At 39.6% G+C, this 18,250-nt stretch carries 17 protein-coding genes; 14 read left to right on the plus strand and 3 right to left on the minus strand.

What is annotated here, in order from left to right; genetic code table 11:
* Positions 1-9 precede the first annotated feature (9 nt).
* The 3 genes from fdhD to BSM4216_RS07185 all read left to right on the plus strand — a co-directional run bounded on the left by fdhD (position 10) and on the right by BSM4216_RS07185 (position 2,780).
* Positions 10-810: a formate dehydrogenase accessory sulfurtransferase FdhD gene (fdhD, locus tag BSM4216_RS07170; RefSeq protein ID WP_048623250.1), complete on the plus strand. Its 801-nt coding sequence runs from the start codon at positions 10-12 to the stop codon at positions 808-810.
* 292 nt (positions 811-1,102) lie between these two features.
* The gene (locus BSM4216_RS07175; protein WP_048623251.1) at positions 1,103-1,912 is read left to right on the plus strand and encodes a formate/nitrite transporter family protein; all 810 of its coding nucleotides are present in this window, start codon (positions 1,103-1,105) and stop codon (positions 1,910-1,912) included.
* A 439-nt stretch (positions 1,913-2,351) separates the two neighbouring features.
* The gene (locus BSM4216_RS07185; protein WP_048623253.1) at positions 2,352-2,780 is read left to right on the plus strand and encodes a cell wall hydrolase; all 429 of its coding nucleotides are present in this window, start codon (positions 2,352-2,354) and stop codon (positions 2,778-2,780) included.
* Positions 2,781-2,935: 155 nt separating this feature from the next.
* Here BSM4216_RS07185 and BSM4216_RS07190 read toward each other — a convergent pair whose 3' ends face one another.
* Positions 2,936-4,297 carry an IS1182 family transposase gene (locus BSM4216_RS07190; protein ID WP_048622333.1) on the minus strand — a complete coding sequence of 454 codons (1,362 nt, stop codon included), beginning with the start codon at positions 4,295-4,297 and terminating at the stop codon, positions 2,936-2,938.
* Between the two features lie 356 nt (positions 4,298-4,653).
* Here BSM4216_RS07190 and BSM4216_RS07195 point away from each other — a divergent pair, with 356 nt between their 5' ends.
* On the plus strand, positions 4,654-5,418 hold the full coding sequence (locus BSM4216_RS07195) for an exodeoxyribonuclease III (protein WP_048623254.1): 765 nt from the start codon (positions 4,654-4,656) through the stop codon (positions 5,416-5,418).
* 205 nt (positions 5,419-5,623) lie between these two features.
* Positions 5,624-6,457 carry a pirin family protein gene (locus BSM4216_RS07200; RefSeq protein ID WP_048623255.1) on the plus strand — a complete coding sequence of 278 codons (834 nt, stop codon included), beginning with the start codon at positions 5,624-5,626 and terminating at the stop codon, positions 6,455-6,457.
* Positions 6,458-6,643: 186 nt separating this feature from the next.
* Here the strand turns inward: BSM4216_RS07200 and BSM4216_RS07205 are convergent, their stop codons facing one another.
* Positions 6,644-6,940: a hypothetical protein gene (locus BSM4216_RS07205; RefSeq protein WP_082142278.1), complete on the minus strand. Its 297-nt coding sequence runs from the start codon at positions 6,938-6,940 to the stop codon at positions 6,644-6,646.
* Between the two features lie 284 nt (positions 6,941-7,224).
* On the opposite strand from BSM4216_RS07205, the gene glsA reads away from it, so the two are divergent.
* From glsA to BSM4216_RS07250, 9 genes are all read left to right on the plus strand, one after another.
* Positions 7,225-8,154 carry a glutaminase A gene (glsA, locus tag BSM4216_RS07210; RefSeq protein ID WP_048623257.1) on the plus strand — a complete coding sequence of 310 codons (930 nt, stop codon included), beginning with the start codon at positions 7,225-7,227 and terminating at the stop codon, positions 8,152-8,154.
* An 895-nt stretch (positions 8,155-9,049) separates the two neighbouring features.
* Complete coding sequence (locus BSM4216_RS07215; protein ID WP_174521038.1) at positions 9,050-10,147, plus strand: NAD(P)H-dependent flavin oxidoreductase; 1,098 nt, start codon at positions 9,050-9,052, stop codon at positions 10,145-10,147.
* 55 nt (positions 10,148-10,202) lie between these two features.
* Positions 10,203-10,763 (plus strand): energy-coupling factor transporter transmembrane component T family protein, encoded by a 561-nt coding sequence (locus BSM4216_RS15900; protein ID WP_053083231.1) that lies wholly within the window; start codon positions 10,203-10,205, stop codon positions 10,761-10,763.
* Positions 10,763-11,641 carry an energy-coupling factor ABC transporter ATP-binding protein gene (locus BSM4216_RS07225; RefSeq protein ID WP_048623259.1) on the plus strand — a complete coding sequence of 293 codons (879 nt, stop codon included), beginning with the start codon at positions 10,763-10,765 and terminating at the stop codon, positions 11,639-11,641. The genes BSM4216_RS15900 and BSM4216_RS07225 overlap by 1 nt, the downstream gene beginning before the upstream one ends.
* A gap of 1,044 nt (positions 11,642-12,685) precedes the next feature.
* Positions 12,686-13,594: a cation diffusion facilitator family transporter gene (locus BSM4216_RS07230; protein ID WP_048623260.1), complete on the plus strand. Its 909-nt coding sequence runs from the start codon at positions 12,686-12,688 to the stop codon at positions 13,592-13,594.
* Between the two features lie 198 nt (positions 13,595-13,792).
* Entirely contained in the window at positions 13,793-14,137 is a 345-nt protein-coding gene (locus BSM4216_RS07235; protein ID WP_003352816.1) for an ArsR/SmtB family transcription factor, read from the plus strand.
* A gap of 16 nt (positions 14,138-14,153) precedes the next feature.
* Positions 14,154-15,449, plus strand: coding sequence for an arsenical efflux pump membrane protein ArsB (locus tag BSM4216_RS07240; protein WP_048623261.1), 1,296 nt, complete (start codon positions 14,154-14,156; stop codon positions 15,447-15,449).
* A 17-nt stretch (positions 15,450-15,466) separates the two neighbouring features.
* Positions 15,467-15,886: an arsenate reductase (thioredoxin) gene (gene arsC, locus BSM4216_RS07245; protein ID WP_048623262.1), complete on the plus strand. Its 420-nt coding sequence runs from the start codon at positions 15,467-15,469 to the stop codon at positions 15,884-15,886.
* A gap of 296 nt (positions 15,887-16,182) precedes the next feature.
* Positions 16,183-16,665, plus strand: a complete 483-nt coding sequence (locus BSM4216_RS07250) for a GyrI-like domain-containing protein (RefSeq protein WP_048624434.1) — start codon at positions 16,183-16,185, stop codon at positions 16,663-16,665.
* A 114-nt stretch (positions 16,666-16,779) separates the two neighbouring features.
* Here BSM4216_RS07250 and pdxR read toward each other — a convergent pair whose 3' ends face one another.
* Complete coding sequence (pdxR, locus tag BSM4216_RS07255; protein WP_048623263.1) at positions 16,780-18,231, minus strand: MocR-like pyridoxine biosynthesis transcription factor PdxR; 1,452 nt, start codon at positions 18,229-18,231, stop codon at positions 16,780-16,782.
* Between the last annotated feature and the right edge of the window lie 19 nt (positions 18,232-18,250).

An 18,250-nucleotide genomic window follows, 5' to 3' on the forward strand; every position in this document is an offset into this window, starting at 1 on the left:
GCTCGGATCATGAAGCCGATCGAAGTGAGCCGAAACATTTTTCGTTTTGAGAACGGTTGTGTAGAAGAAAAAGAAGACAAAGTCGTAACAGAATTCCCGGTGACAGTGAAAGTAAACGGACAAGAATTCGTGACGATGGTATGCACTCCGGAATTTATAGAAGATATGGTTATAGGATTTTTAGCTTCAGAAGGGGTGATACGTCGATATGAGGATATCCAAGATATATGGGTGCAGGAGAAAGAAGGATTTGTCCATGTCCAGACGGAGAATATCAACCCTTATTACCGGAATTTTCAAAACAAGCGATATATCACTTCATGCTGCGGAGTGAGCAGACAAGGTTTCGTATTCGTCAACGATGCTTTAACGGCCAAAAAAATGAAGGATATTCGAGTCAAAGTGTCCATAGACGATTGTTTTCGATTGATGAATACCATGCAGGAATCAGCTGAAACGTTTCGCGAAACCGGCGGCGTTCATAATGCGGCGCTATGTGATGTTCATCAAATAATATTAAGTCGAATGGACATCGGGCGCCACAATGCGTTGGATAAAATATATGGCTATTGCCTAAAACATAGTATTCCAATAGGAGATAAAATTATCGTATTTAGCGGACGGATTTCTTCGGAAATCTTGCTTAAAGTAGCGAAAATTGGCTGCGAAGTCATTTTATCCAAATCAGCACCTACGGAATTGGCTCTTCAGCTAGCGGAGGATTTGGGAATTACGGCAGTCGGTTTTATTCGCAATCGTTCGCTTAATGTCTATACCCATCCGGAACGCATCATCGATCTGGAAAAATAGGCATATCGATTTCATTCCGTGTAAGTTTCGAGAGACAGGACGGGGAGGTCGGCTTTTGACTCTCATTTTCAAAAGAGTTTGCATGCTGCCATCTGTTTTGTTATAATTACCATCGTTTTCATGAACCATAAAAATATAGGTAAATATGGATATGGTGTACATGTTTTGTAGATTATCAAATTCATAGAAAATATCTTGTCTTGGTATGGTAAAGGAAGCAGCCATCTTGCCCTTTGCATGGGGTGAAGGGTTGTGTGGTTGTTGATATTTTTTGAAGAAAGGGATGATGGGGATGGCGTTTTACAAGCCGGACAAAATTGCAAGTATCGCGATCGATGCAGGGGTGAAAAAAACACAGCTGCCTCTATCCTCAATTCTCATTTTGGGGTTTTTTGGAGGAGCCTTTATTGCGCTTGGTTTTTTGCTTGATATTCGAGTGAGCGGGAATCTGCCGCCGGAATGGGGAAGTTTTGGCAATTTGCTGGGGGCTGCGGTTTTCCCGTTGGGACTGATTTTAGTATTATTGGCTGGTTCAGAATTAGTGACAGGTAATATCATGTCAGTAGCCATGGCTTTTTATGCAGGAAAAGTCACCTTGTCAAAACTGTTGGTCAACTGGATTGTCATTACCATTACCAATTTTATTGGAGCCATTTTTGTTGCATATTTCTTTGGCCATGTTGTAGGACTTACAGAAACGGGATCGTTTTTGACTAAAACGGTAGCCATTGCACAAGGAAAACTCGACGAATCGTTCTGGCAAACACTCGTATCTGGAATTGGCTGTAATTGGCTTGTTTGTTTAGCCGTTTGGCTTTCTTACGGAGCTGACGATTTTATCGGAAAAATCATCGGCATTTGGTTCCCGATTATGGGCTTTGTTGCTATTGGCTTTCAACACGTTGTGGCCAATATGTTTGTGATTCCTGCTGCCATTTTTGCGGGACATTTTTCATGGGCTGATTTTATTAGTAATGTTATTCCCACTTTTATCGGCAATGTGATTGGAGGAGCGGTTTTTGTAGGACTTGCTTATTTTCTTGCCTATCATAAACAAAGCCAGCTGTGGGAGAAGAATGATTCAAAAGGGCAGGCTTCATAGTCATGCCCTTTTTGCTTTCTTCAACACAAGTGATGGAAAATTCTTCTTTTACCTTCCAAACGACTTCTTTCTCGTACTTTGACTGCCAATTTTCTTCTTCATACTTTATTCTTCATGCGAAATTTTCACTGCGATGTTTCTCGCTATTGGTGTTCATAAAAATTAGCGAAAGATCATCGTTCCTCGCCTTAAAAGACATTGGACGTTTTTTTGAAATTGGTCAAAAGGCGACATAATCTTTTGTGCTCCATTTTTGAATCGTCAACTTTTGGACCATTCAAAAGGAGATAGTCAAATAATTCTTTCAGAAGATGTATGTATTTGCGAAAAATATGGTATGAGGCATTTCTTGCTGTTTGTTCAAACATTTTCCCGCCTAAGTCGTCATCATTCACCCAATCAAGCAATATGATAAAGAGGAAGAAACGGAGGTGGTCATATGGCCGTAGTGAAAGCGAGAGAATCAGACATCGCCCTTTTAGCAAGATTGATGAGAGCCGAGGCTGAAGGAGAAGGGACACTTGGTATGCTGCTCGTTGGGAATGTCGGCATTAATCGCGTCAGGGCCAATTGTTCAGATTTTGTAGGGATCCGAACCATTCCGCAAATGATATTTCAACCACATGCATTTGAAGCCGTGTTATATGGATATTTTTATCAAAGAGCAAGAGAAAATGAAAAACGATTAGCGAGAAGAGTGGTAAATGGCGAACGGTATTGGCCGGCCAAATACAGTTTATGGTATTTTAGGCCACAGGGAGACTGCCCTGATCGTTGGTACAATCAGCCTTTTGTAGGTCGGTACAAACTACACTGTTTTTATGAACCAACAGCAGAAACATGCGTCAATGTTTATACAACCTTTTAATTCGTCTGGGAGAAAAAACTTCTCATTGAAAAAACCGTCCTTTCTTAGGACGGCTTCAGAGTGTAGACAAAAGGCATCCGAATGTGCGCTTTCGGATGCCTTTTGTCACTTTTATGCTTTCAAATGTTTGGAATAGACCCCTCCAGGGGTCTATTTTATGTTATTGCTGGACTTTTCCATGTCCAGCAAGCCATCTTTTTCAAATTCATTGCAGCAAAAGTTAGCATCGCCTGCATGGACAATTTTTTTAGACCTCTTAAGGTTGTCCAACGCATACCATGCTTTTCCTTTGCATCAGCAAAAACACGTTCAATGGTTTCTTTCCGTCTTGCATAAATGCTCTTATTCTCTTGTGTATGCCGAAGATGATCAGCTTCCTCTAAATAAAATTCCCATACATGTCGCTGAATCAGTTTTTTATGCTCCTTACTTTGGGTGCACTTCGAAAGGAATGGACAATCTTTACACTGGACTGGATCAGAAAAATATTGACGATAGCCTTCCTTCGTCGTAGTTGCATATTTTAACACTTGTCCTTGCGGACAAAGATAACAATCGTAGTATTCATCGTAAACATACTCATGTTTTTTGAAATAACCATCCTTTGTACGAGGGCGAGTATAAGGTAAAGCAGGGGTCATATCATTTTCAAATATGTATTGGGCAACGGCGGGAGTTTTATATCCAGCGTCAGCAGCAACTACAACCGGTTTTCCATGTTTTTCTATGACTTTTTCAAGAAGTGGCTCCAATACGGAACTGTCATGAATATTCCCTGGCGTTACAATAGCCCCCAAAACAAAGCCATTTCGATCCGCAGCAGCATGGAATGAGTAAGCAAACTGTTTTGTTCGCTCGTCTTTTACGTAGTAACCACTTTCCGGATCAGTGGTACTTTCTTTTATTTCTTTATATTCTTCTTTCCCAAATTTATCTGGAGGAAATGGCTTTTTTCCATGTGCTTCTCGATCAGCATTTATCTCATCTTGTAGACGTGCTTGATAGGCTTTCGTTTCTTTTCGAACCACTTTCTTCTCAAATTTATGCTTATTCGCACTCGCTTTGACATGAGTAGAATCAATAAAGACATGCTCACTGCTTATCAGCTTCTTATCTGCAGCTTCTTTCAAAATGCGATAGAATATCTGTTCAAATAAGTCTGTATCCTTAAAGCGTCGCTCGTAGTTTTTCCCAAACGTTGAAAAGTGAGGTACCTTATCATAAAAACCAAATCCAAGAAACCAACGGTAAGCCAGATTCGTTTCGATTTCCTCTATAGTTTTTCGCATGGAACGAATACCGAAGGTATATTGGATGAAAGCCATTTTAATCAATACAACTGGATCAATACTTGGTCGACCTCTTTCCGATGAATACATGTCTTGAACAAGCGAATAGATAAATGAAAAATCAATAGCAGCGTCGATTTTACGAACCAAATGATCTGCAGGTACAAGTTGGTCTAAAGCTATCATTTCTATTTGATCACGATTCATCTGTGTATTTTTTGTTAGCACTTCATCCACCTCAATTCATTACGGTATCTTAATTATACAAAAAAAGACTGTCGGCAAATCCGGTTTTTTCGGATTTGTCGACAGTCTGAAACCGTCCTTTCTTAGGACGGCTTTTTTCGTTGTGATGGACAAAAATGGAGAATCTTTGGTTGAAACACAATATTCTTTCAAATGGCATTGATTTAATGGATTTGGTCTATTTGTATGAAACGAATGAAAGTAACTTGTTTTTTCCGCATAGTGAAACATTTAAGATGAATTCAGGCCAGCAAAGTCTTATTGGGTGTTTATCAACTATTTTCGTAGTATAGTATAAGAAACGATGCATTTACAAGTAAGGAGAAGAGGATCAGCAAATGAGACTTGTATCGTGGAATGTCAACGGCCTTCGGGCTTGTGTACGCAAGGGATTTCTCGATTATTTTCAAGAAGTGGATGCAGATATCTTTTGTGTTCAAGAGACGAAATTGCAATCCGGACAAATTGAATTGGATTTAAAAGGCTACCATCAATATTGGAATTATGCAGAGAAGAAGGGGTATTCCGGTACCGCTGTATTCACGAAAGAAGAGCCCTTATCCGTTCATTACGGACTGGGCGACGTTGAAAACGAGCCCGAAGGAAGAATAATAACATTGGAGTTTCCAAAGTTTTATTTGGTGAATGTGTACACCCCTAATTCACAAAGGGATCTGGCAAGGCTTCCTTATCGTTTGGAATGGGAAGATCGAATCCGAAGTTATCTCATCGATTTAGATAAGGACAAGCCTGTTCTTTTATGCGGGGATCTCAATGTCGCTCACCAAGAAATCGATTTAAGGAATCCGAAATCCAATCAAGGAAATTCAGGTTTTACAAAAGAAGAAAGGGCGAAAATGTCGGAATTGCTGAATGCGGGCTTTATCGATACGTTTCGATATTTTTATCCCGAAAAAGAAGGGGCTTATACATGGTGGTCCTATATCAATAAAGCAAGAGAGCGCAATATTGGCTGGCGAATCGACTATTTTATTGCATCCAACAGATTATCCAGTTTTTTAAAAACGGCTGATATTCACTCTCATGTGATGGGGAGCGATCATTGTCCGATTGTCTTGGAGATTGATTTCTCGAGATTATAAAAGGATGCAATGCAAGTACTGCATTTTGCAAAGGAAATAAAAGAACCGTAGAGAGAATGATAAATCGCGGCGATTCGGAGCTTGATGATTTGTCCCGTGTATTCATGCGTTTTGAAATTCGCCAAAAAAATATCCTAGGTGGATAGATTTATTCAAACCGTTCAATATCGGTTAGATTCAATTTTGACATTAGGAGGGGTCAAAGATGAATGAACGAGGCATTCGCCGTATTCAATCAGTAAACTTAAAACAAAACAGTCCCATCCATCAAAATGGATATGTATTAGAACCAGGAAATTGGAAAGAATATGATCCATTTTTGATGTTGATGGAAGATGTTTTCCAAAAAGGAGCTTTTGATTTTCATCCTCACCGCGGCATTGAAACAGTGACATATGTGATCGACGGAACATTAGAACATGAAGACAATCAAGCGGGTAAAGGAAAATTGGAAGCAGGAGATGTTCAATGGATGACGGCAGGAAGAGGGGTTATTCATAAAGAAGATCCGGCGCCTGGTTCCACCGTTCACAGCTTGCAGCTATGGATTAATTTGCCAAAAACAAAGAAAATGACTGAACCGCGTTATCAAAACTTGAAAAGAGAAAGCGTACCGGTACGGAAAGAGGAGGGGGCCGTCATACGTGTTTTTTCAGGCTCTTCTCAAGGTGTAAAAGCAAAAACCCTGAACCATGTGCCTATCACGATGGTAGAGATCGACTTGGAACCGAAAGCTAGCATAGTTCAGGATCTTCCGGGCAGCTATAACGGATTTCTTTATGTTTTGGAAGGAAGCGGATTTTTTGGCGTGGATGAAACGGAAGGCCGTGCCGGACAAGTGCTCTTTTTAACTAGGGATAACGAAGATTCAGATAGTATCATTAAAATAACAGCGAAAGAAAAGATGCGGGTGTTATTGTATGCCGGTGAACCGATCAATGAACCGGTGGTGGCGTACGGACCGTTTGTGATGACAACACAAGAAGAGATTCGCCAAGCAATATTGGATTTCCAAAACGGAAAATTTCATCAACAGTGATTTTTTCCGTCATCCGGCATTGAAAGAGTGAGGGAATGGTTGCATCATTTCCTCACCCCATGGCCTTATAAAGCAGATGAAAAAATGAACTTGGATGAGTGTTCACAAGAGGAAAGAGGTTTTTCATATTGCCCTTTCCTTTTTTTATTCTTATTCGATGATCCCTACTTCAACAGGTGACGGCCTTTAAGAAATGCTGTTCTCAGAAGAGAGGGGTGAACCAGTAGAAGTATGTTGATTGACCCATTCACGAGCGGTATTCGAAATAGTAGACCAGTTGGGGATTTCGTCGCTGTGTTGGGAAATCCAATCGAAGCAGAACTGTGGATCGATGTTGTGTTCCAAGCATTGAGATAAGAAAGACGAAATGTTCGCGTTATTACAATTTTGCCACGATCCGCATGTCGAACTCCAAATCTCTTCCATCGTTTTTTGGACAAAATGAGGAGTTGTCGTATTCGTTGAAAAATTTTCTTTTGCCAACTGAATTCCTCCCTTTTCACTAAAAATGCCTCTTTAGAAGTATATCCAAAGAACAATTAACCATGCGGAACTTATCCCCTTCTCCATATAGATCTTTCCGTTATCATATAAAAGAAGTTTCGGAATGGCGTCGTATGTATTAGATGGCAAAAAGATTGCAACAAGATCTGATGCATTGATAAAAAACGGTTTGAAGATACAAGATTAGAGATTCTCCTTTTGACCTATACTAGAACTGATGTGTCTCTTCTTTAAGATTCAAATGATAAAGCGGGTGACGAACATTGTCTTGTCAATCAAGCGAGGAGTTAAATGAATTATTATTGGAAGCGAAACATTATACAAAATACGGTACGGTAGCTGATTATATTCCCGCTTTAAAAAAAGCGAATCCTCATGACTTATCAGCCACTATATACTACCCCGACGGAACGTGCCTATCGGCAGGGGACATACAACAAAAAATGACATTGCAAAGCATTTCGAAAGTACTCACTCTTGCATTGGCACTGATGGATTGCGGGGAAGAATCCGTGTTTCATAAGGTCGGATATGAACCAACAGGAGATCCTTTCCATTCTATTTTAAAATTGGAAATAAACAACCCATCCAAACCTTTAAATCCGATGATTAATGCCGGGGCTTTAGCTGTGACTCATATGATTAAAGGAAAAAACATCGAAGAACGATTTCAACGCATTTTGCACTTTGTACATGAATTAACCGGAAATTCAAAAATTACTTATTCTCAAGAAGTGGCGAAATCGGAGTTTGAAACTTCTTTTATCAATCGTTCTCTTTGCTATTACATGAAGCAGGATGGAATTATCACAGAAGATGTGGAAGAACTGATCTGTCTTTATACAAAACAGTGCGCTATTGAATTAGATTGTTTTGACTTGGCCAGAATAGGGGTTGTTTTCGCGATGGACGGGGTAGAACCAATGACTGGAAAAAGACTCCTGCCGGCCGATATAGCGAGACTTTGCAAAACGTTTATGGTAACATGCGGTATGTATAACGCTTCCGGTGAATTTGCTTCTAAAGTAGGGATTCCGGCAAAAAGCGGGGTTTCGGGCGGAATTTTGGGAGCGGTGCCTAATCGATTGGGAATCGGAGTATTCGGCCCGGCTTTAGATCGTAAAGGAAACAGCATCGCGGGAGTGAAATTGTTGGAAATGCTGTCTAAGAAGTATTCTTGGAGTATGTTTTAACACTCTCCTATTCGCGTCATTTCGAGCAGATACTCAAAAAAGGAGAGAAACGGTCAAACAACCCGCTTTTCTTTTGTGATCGCAAAACGGCGAATTATTTAGAAACAGCAACATTTCACCTGTGATAAGTTTTTCGACCGAAAGATGGTTATAAATGAAATGAAAAGATAAAAGAAGGTTCGGTTCTTAAAGCAATTCCCCCTCTTCCGTCAAACAGAAAGAGAAAAAAGAAGAGGGGAAAACTCAAACGCAATGGTGGCGTTTTTATTTTTCTTCATGTTTGATAATTTGATATCCCCCGACAAATAGTATTACAACCGAGGCAATATACAACAAAGTCATAAGAGCAAAATACACGGTCATTCTCTCCTTTCCTCGAATTCCAATGATAAGGGCAACGAATGAAGGTTGAAAGGAGCAGCCATTCAAAGAAAAATGAAGAACTGCGCTATTGATTTGTAAATGTATGATTCCTTTTCTCACGTGTGGCTGTTATCCATCTAAAATTCGTTGCTTTGAATCGTTAAAGATCATCACCCATACTTAATAAGCAGGGGGACTTTTATTATTCCCGCTGTTTTTTGTTTTGAAAAACAATTAGTCAAAACATCTTGCTACTATTATTATATAAGACTTTCGTATTTTCACAATCACTATGTTGCAAAATCCATCAAATTGAAACAATTTTGTCGGTCTTCAGTTCCATTATGGGTAAAAGATTTGCCAGAAAAGATTCAAGCCGTTGACATTTTGAAATCATTTATTTCTGTCGAAACTCTTCCTGTTTGTTTACGATTTTCAGCCGATGGATTTTGTATTTACATTGGGGATGGCAAATAATAAACTTAATATAAAGAAAAGTCAGTATATTCCTAAAGAAAGAAGGTTTATCATGATGTGGCATGAAACGGAAGTGACGAAAAGATTATCGTTAAAGTATCCCATCATTCAAGCCGGGATGGCTGGCGGAATTACCACGCCTGAACTGGTTGCGGCTGTATCGAATGCAGGAGGTTTGGGGATGATCGGGGCCGGTTATATGACTCCGAAAGATTTGGAATTATCCATTCAAAAAGTAAAGGAGTGGACTGACCAACCATTTGGGGTGAATTTGTTCGTCCCTGAAAATCCGGTTGTTGTTCAAGAGGAAATAGAAAGAGCAAATCAATTGTTGGAACCCATTCGCCAAAAGTTGGGGATCGAAAAGAAAAAAGAAGATCCGATACTGAACAACTCCACTTTTGAAGAACAGATTCAAATTGTTATAAAAAACAAAATTCCCGTCGCAAGCTTTACATTTGGCATCCCGCCGAGAAATGTGATCGAGCAATTAAAACAAAACGATATTGTGGTAATCGGAACGGCTACAACCGTAAACGAAGCCATACAAAATGAAGACGCCGGGATGGATATGATTGTCGTCCAAGGAAGTGAAGCGGGTGGACATAGAGGAAGTTTTGCGGAATCATTTGACCAAGCGATGATTGGAACCATAGCGTTAATACCGCAAGTATCCGATCGGGTGAAGATTCCGGTGATCGCGGCCGGCGGGATTATGGACGGGAGAGGTGTGCTGGCATCGCTAATATTAGGAGCGCAAGCCGTTCAGATGGGAACAGCTTTTGTGACCTGCAAGGAAAGCGGAGCTCATGAACTGCACAAAAAAGCGATTTTAAACAGCAGCGAAGAGCAAACAGCGATCACGTCGGCCTTCAGTGGCAAGCCGGCAAGAGGAGTGAACAATGAATTTATAAGGATGATGAAAGACTATGAGAGGGAATTGCCGCCGTATCCTATTCAAAATAACCTCACCCAAACCATTCGTAAAGAAGCAGCCAAGCAAGGAAAAAGAGAATGGATGTCACTCTGGTGTGGACAAAATCCACGTCTTAGCCAACATGTAACGGCAGCAGAATTGATCCATTCGGTGGTCGATCAAGTAGAAAAAAGCCTTAAATCAATAGAGTTCCAAAAAGTAAACAGTGAAAAATAGTTTTCGTATTTTTGTTTTCAAAGCATCTGAATCCAATATGTGATGAATAGGCCTGATGGTGAAATTGGCGTTATTACGTTATGAAGCCGGTTGTTTGATTCGTTATATCCGAGATTATCATGACTACATGTTGCACAAGCTTGCCTCAAACTTTCACCGCAAAGAGGATGACGAGAGAGCGGATGATGAAGCTTGTGCAACCTCAGTAGCAATGAAGGAAATACCTGCCCCAAGTCACGCACGGTTCGATGACTTTCTCTTTCCTGTATGCCATCCAATCCATTCTATATTTATTGAGTTGATTACCTTAACGTATCGATTCATTTTCGTCATCATGGAAGAATCGATCAATATTTATCAATCACAGTCTTCCCGGCTAGGATATATCACGATACGACAAGGGATGAAATCTCTTGTACTGTTGATTTCTGTCCTGTTTTTAAAAGTGTTTGAACGGACGAAACAATTATCCATTGCCATGAATTCCAGAGGCTACGGGGATGAAATTTTGTTTTTTGATCCATCTTATCGTTATTCCCTTGTCAATTGGTTTATCATTTTACTTATATTGGCAGGAATGGCCTTTATCTATGTACAGTTTGGAGGAATTTTATAATGCAGCCAATTCTTTTTGACATCGAAAATTTAACTCATTGTTATGCGGATGGCACTATCGCTTTAAGAAACCTCTCCATTACGGTTAAGCAGGGAAAGAAAATAGCCATATTAGGCAATAACGGAGCCGGGAAATCTACATTGCTGCTGCATTTGAATGGTATTCTGCAGCCGACAAACGGAACCATTCGTTTTAAAGGCAAAGAAGTGAAATATGATCGAAAATCGCTTCTTTCATTACGCAAGCATGTGGGAATTGTCTTTCAAGATCCGGATTCTCAATTGTTCTCGGCTAATGTCATTCAAGATATTGCTTTTGGCCCGCAAAATTTGGGTCTGCCAAAGGAAGAAGTGTCGCGAAAAGTGGAATGGGCCATGGAGCAGACAGAAACGACAGAATTTAGCGATAAGCCGACCCATTTTTTAAGCTTAGGACAAAAAAAACGTGTCGCCATAGCAGGGGTGCTCGCCATGGATCCTGAAATCATCATTCTAGATGAACCTACAGCAGGACTCGATTCTTATTTTTCAAAACAAATCATGAAGGTATTAGATCACATCCAAAAACAGGGAAAAACCATTATTTTGTCTACCCATGATGTGAATCTAGCCTACCAGTGGGCTGATGAAATTATCATCATGCATGATGGAGAAATCTTGTGTTATGGCGATCCGGTCACCGTATTTGAACAAGCTCATTTGATAAGAAAAGCTCATTTAGATGCACCATGGGTTATGGAAACCTTCCAATTTCTCGTACAAGAAAAATTTTTTTCTGCAAATGAAGCGATCCCTCAAATCAAAGAAGAATTGTTTCAAAAGATTAGCTCTATAAAAAGCTCTATAAAAAGTTGGAATTCAGGCAAAATTTCCGGATGAAAAAACTCACGCCCTTTATATGGGAATTAGTCAGAATCAACGAATGGCTTATGTTTACTTTGAAAAGTACTGCGAAGAATCCGGAGTAAAAACTGTTCAGAGAAGAGGGTGAGATCGGGAGGCGTTTTCAATTATGTTGAAATAGGATAAAACATCATTGTTGTCCCTAGTGCGGGAAAGAAACGAAGTGTGTTTATAACTATTGATGACAGATCGCAAAACGTCTCAAGTTGGTTTAGAATATCGATCAAAAAAGGTCGATATGTTTGTACAAGCGATAATGGTTCCCGGAAACAATCTCGATTATGCTAGATACCATATCAACGAACATCGATTGAGCGGAATACGGTTGATCATTTGATCCAAAGCAAGTTAAACCACTGCCACTTTTTATGAGTATAAATGAAAGAAGGTATCAAACCATCATGATTAATGAGAAGGCGCAACAACCGTCAGAAACTCTAACGAAGAACGGCTTCGTATGAAATAGGTGTTCATATTGGACAAAGGAGTCGACAGACATCATTTATCTTGCAAGAAAAAGAAACTTCCATTTCCTCAAAAATATTGAAGACGAATCAAAATCCTTCTCATAAAGTGCTTCTACCCGTTCATTCTCCTGGTCAGTTTATTAAACAAGACCATAACAATCTGTAAACTTATGCACCCGTGTAATATCCTTTCGCAATGTGCTTATAGGTTCCAACCTTTTTACCGTTTTAGAAAGAAATTGATCTATTAAAGGATTTTAACGGGAAAGTAAAGATTTTCCATGCTTGTTTAGATAAGTATCAAATAATGACGAATACAAGGTGAAACGTACCACAATTTACTGAATAAGTGTGGTAAAATGAACTTGATAAATGGGGATCATTTGTAGATGGCCAACACTTTTCATCTTTCGAGTGAAGTGTCTATTTATTCATTGGGATTGTTTTTTCCGATGGAATCAACTTAAAGGGGAAACTCGTATATAATGAATTAAGTAGACATTTAAAGAAATAAATTTGATAAACAGAATTATGGCTTAAAGGAGTCTTCGGTATGGGACATCATCACAGTCATGGAAGTCATTCACATGCACATCATGCAAATCGAAGAGCATTGCTATATAGCTTTTGTCTAATTTTATCTTTTCTAATAGTGGAACTGATCGGTGGAATCATGGCGAACAGCCTTGCGTTGCTATCTGATACTGGGCATATGTTAAGTGATGCAGCGGCATTAGGTTTCAGCCTATTAGCTTTGAAAATAGGGGAAAAGCAAGCAAGTGAAACGAAAACATACGGATATAAACGATTTGAAATTTTAGCCGCATTGTTGAATGGACTGACACTATTGCTTATTTCGGTCTTGATTTTCTATGAAGCATACCAACGTTTTTATTATCCACCTAAAGTAATGAGTTCGGGAATGTTGACAGTCGCAGGAATCGGGCTGATCGTCAATATTTTAGCCGCTTGGATTTTGATGAAAGGGGATAAGAACGACAATCTCAACATAAAAAGCGCCTTTTTACACGTGCTGGGCGATTTGCTTGGATCCATCGGGGCCATTGTTGCCGGCTTGCTGATATGGCTTTTTGGTTGGAATATTGCCGATCCGATAGCCAGTGTATTGGTTTCTGTTTTAATTATGATCAGTGGTTGGCGCATAGTGAAGGATTCTATCCATATTCTGATGGAAGGGAGACCATCGAATATTGATTTGCAAGAAGTAAAAAATCAATTATTGTCTTTGGCAGGAGTCACCAATGTTCATGATTTACATGTTTGGTCCATTACTTCAGATTTTCCGGCTTTAAGCTGTCATCTTGTCGTTCATTCTCAAATTGATCGGGATCAAGTATTATATGAGGCAAGAGAAAAGCTGCAGAAGCAGTTTGGCATTCATCATTCCACTATACAAATAGAAGAAACGAAAAAATGCACGGAAGTAGATATTTGCAATTAATCTCCCTTTAAACGAGGGAGATTTTTCATTTTATTTTTTACAGCAACAATTATAGTCGTAAAAAGATCAAATATACGGCTAGAATACGACTTTTTTTATGGCTATTAAGACATTTGAAGCGATACTATATCATCCTATTTTTATTTGCTTATATAAGCATATTGTTATATTATGATATATGAATGGAGGAGTGGTAAAATGAATCGAGTGGTTACGAATATAGACGACGTCGCGACAATATTAAAGTTATTAGGCGATAAAACTAGACTTACCATGATGGCGTTATTAGACAATAAAAATTGTTGCGTATGTGAGTTGGTTGAATTTTTTCAGATGAGTCAACCCGCCATTAGCCAACATCTCAGGAAGTTAAAAGATGCAGGTTTACTAAATGAAACCAAGAAAGCCCAATGGGTTTTTTATTCTGTCAATAAGGAACATGAAATGTATTCGCTCATTCAAGATATATTGGCTCATGTTCCTGACCAGCAAGAAAAATTAAAAGAACTTGAAGAAAAAGGCACAAGAATTTTATGTGAATAACGATAGAGGTGATTTTTTGCTTTCCGTCCTACTAGCATCATTGATTTTCCTCGCAACTTTAATATTTGTGATTTGGCAACCCAAAAACTTATCTATTGGATGGTCTGCATGCGGGGGCGCTCTGCTTTCTATTATGGTAGGTGTAGTAGATTTTCAAGATGTCCTAACTGTGACAGGAATTGTGTGGAATGCGACTCTTGCTTTTATTTTTATTATTATCATATCAATGATTTTAGATGAAATTGGATTTTTTGAATGGGCCGCATTACATATGGCAAAAGCGGCAAAAGGAAACGGAGTAAAGATGTTTATCTTTGTTTCTATTTTAGGAGCCATAGTAGCCGCCTTTTTTGCGAATGATGGGGCAGCCCTCATTTTAACTCCCATTGTTCTTGCCATGGTACGAGCTTTACAATTTGATGAAAAGAAAGTACTGCCTTTTATTCTGGCAAGTGGTTTTATCGCAGATACAACCTCATTACCGTTTGTGGTTAGTAACCTAGTAAACATTGTTTCCGCCGATTATTTTCATATTAAGTTTGTTGAGTATGCAACGCGCATGATCATTCCTACCGTTTTCTCGTTTGGAGCCAGTATTTTGGTTTTATATTTGTATTTTCAAAAAAATATACCAAAACAATATGATGTGTCTCATTTAAAGAAACCAATTGAAGCCATTAAGGATCAAAAAATGTTTAAGATAGCTTGGAGTGTATTAAGTATTTTATTAGTAGGCTATTTTATCAGTCAATTTACTAAAATTCCTGTGTCTATCATTGCGGGAGTGGTCGCACTTGTTTTCTTGTCCATTGGTAGAAGAACCCCAGCTGTTCACGTTAAACAAATACTAAAAGGTGCACCATGGGAAATTGTCTTTTTCTCTATTGGTATGTATGTCGTCGTCTACGGATTAAGAAACGTAGGATTGACGAATGTATTATCTGATGTGATTCAAGCCGCGGCAAATAAAGGTTTACTTGTAGGAACCATTTCAATGGGGTTTATCGCAGCGATTCTTTCATCGATTATGAATAACATGCCGACCGTAATGATTGATGCTTTAGCCATAGCTAATACAAACACAACCGGAATCATTCGTGAAGGACTCATTTATGCGAATGTGATTGGTTCTGATTTAGGGCCTAAAATTACCCCAATCGGTTCTTTGGCCACCCTCCTTTGGCTGCATGTATTATCGACGAAAGGAGTCAAAATTACTTGGGGAACCTACTTTAAAAACGGGATTATTTTAACCGTACCAACCATACTCATTACACTGATTGGACTTTATTTATGGTTGCTTATCATCTAATAAAGGAGCATGTGAAAATGAAGAAGAAAACCATTTACTTTTTATGCACCGGAAACTCTTGCCGCAGTCAGATGGCAGAAGGTTGGGCCAAAAAATATCTTGGTGATGAGTGGGAAATATATAGTGCCGGCATTGAGGCCCACGGATTAAATCCGAATGCAGTAAAAGCCATGAAAGAAGTGGGGATTGACATTGCGAACCAAACATCGGATGTCATTGATCCTGACTTGTTAAACAATGCGGATATGGTGGTAACATTATGCGGGCATGCTGCTGATAACTGTCCAGTAACATCGCCGCATGTGAAGCGCGTACACTGGGGATTTGACGATCCTGCAAAAGCGGAAGGGACAGAAGAAGAAAATTGGGCTGTATTCCAGCGTGTTCGCGATGAGATCGGGGAAAGAATTAAGCGATTTGCAGAGACGGGTGAATAAAAGTATTATTGTCTATACAGAAAAATCAATATTATTAACATCAATTTATAGCCGTCACTTGCAGCCGAGAGAGTGTTCTCTCGGCTACTATTCTACAGTAAGGAAGGTATATTGTGTGAAAAAGATCAACCAAGCAATGTGTGAACCTACGAGTAAATGGGTTCAAAACATCAATCTTCATTAACAAAAACCGCGATGAAGTGAAAAAGGGACAACAAGACAGTCTTAAGGAACTTGGAAGTTCACAAATCTTATCCCGACTAAATTCACACATGGGTCTGAAAGGAGTAGCACTAATGAAATACACACTAGTTGAAAGAGATCATTTTCAAGTAGTTGGAATAAAGAGAGAAATTTCGTTTGTCAATAATGAGAATTTTGAGAGTATTCCAAAATTATGGGATCAATGGAAGAAGGATGGGGCAGTTGATTTATTATTTAAGTTGAACAATGGTGAAATAAAAGGTGTATTAGGTGTATGTGCCGCTAACAGTCATACTCAATCGAAGCAAGTAATGGATTATTGGGTAGCAACTGAATATGATGGCAAAACACCTGACGGACTATGTAATTTGAAAATACCTGCATCAAAATGGGCTGTATTTGAAGTTCACGGACCGATGCCTGAAGCTATTCAGAAAGCATGGGTACAAATTTTTTCAGAATGGTTCCCATCTAGTGGCTATAAGCACGCAGGAACACCAGCGTTAGAAGTGTATACAAATGAAGATCCCGCCAGCCCTGATTTTTATTCGAAAATTTGGGTGCCAGTCAATTGACCTGCTCGTCATTTTCTGCCCTGCCAACTGTCGCTAGTCTTCAAGTTTTTGAACACTCCCTATAGCCAAAAAAGCCGTTGTGAACTTCAGTGACTTTTTTGGCTCAATCGAGAGTTAAGTGGTTAGCTCACGGATCACTTTCGAAAGAAGAACCATTCCTCTATTCAAATCAGCTATAGAAGCATAGGAATAAGAAAGTCGAAGATACTGAGTCGCATGTTGATCGTAGACATTTCCTGGATTCAATAGAATTCCGTGTTCTAATGCTTTTTCAAAAAGTTCACGTATAGAGAGTGAAGGTAATAAGCGAAGCCATATATAAAAACCGCCTTTTGGAACAGACCAGGTCGCAATGTCGGAAAAATACCTTTGCAATGAATCATTCATGACCTCTCTTCGCACCTTCAATGCTTTTCTGACCTCATCCAAATGGCGATGGTATAATCCGCTTGAAAGCCATTCCGCAACCGCCCACTGGGACAAGGAACTGGATCCGTAATCGGTTTGCATTTTAATATCCGCCAATCGCTCAATGACAGGGATCGGCCCAACTACCCAGCCGATTCTCAAGCCGGGACTCAATGTTTTCGACATGCTCCCGAGATACAGAACAAGTCCATTTTTATCGATGGCTTTCAAAGGCGGGGGAGGCGGAGAATCGAGCCAAAGTTCCCTATATACGTCATCTTCAATAATCGGCAGTCGCTCCTGTTCACATACATCCATCAATTCTCTTCGTCTTTCTTCAGACATCAAAATTCCTGTTGGATTATGGAAGGACGGGATCGTATAAAGCAACGCAGCGTTTTGCCGCTTTTTTTGTTCCGTAATCTTTTTTATTTGAACTCCATCTTCATCTATAGGAAGTCCAAATAATCGCATCCCGGCAGATTGAAACACATGCAGGGAATACAGGTATGATGGTTTTTCTAGAAAGATCGTAGACCCTCGCTGCAAGAGGCCCATTGAAATCAATTGCAATGCTTGTAAAGCTCCGGACACAATCAAAATGGAAGAAGGGGAAGCCTCAATTCCTATGGTTTTTAAATATCCGCTAAGCTGTTCCCTAAGAAACAGCAGCCCTTTAGGCTCTTCGTAGCCTAGTGAATTGATGCGGTCCGGCAGTCGTTTAAAGACTTCTTTCATCATCTCACGAGGAAATAAATCAGGCGAAAGCTCTCCTGTTCCCAGCCGGATGATATTTGGAGCAAATTCTGCTTGATTGATTTCCTGTATCGTAGGCAAATTAGGATAATGGCTCCCTGCTTGCACATAGGAATTCCAATCTGGGGGCGGGGCAGAGTCCATCAAGGACCATGTATTATTAATAATCTTGGTACCGCTCCCGCTTTTTCCTTCCAGCAATCCATCAGCAATCAATTCTTCCACAGCCGCCACGATCGTACTGCGGTTCACTTCCCATGCTTGGGCTAATGTACGTTGAGGAGGGATTTTCATCCCTACAGTCCATTCTCCTGTTTCAATTTTTTCTTTTATATACTCTTTGATTTGGATGTAGAGGGGAGTTGGAGATGATTTGTCGGGTTTCCAATCCAATTCGATCATGAAAAAATTCTCTCCCATA

Source organism: Bacillus smithii, assembly GCF_001050115.1.
Lineage (GTDB): Bacteria > Bacillota > Bacilli > Bacillales > DSM-4216 > Bacillus_O > Bacillus_O smithii.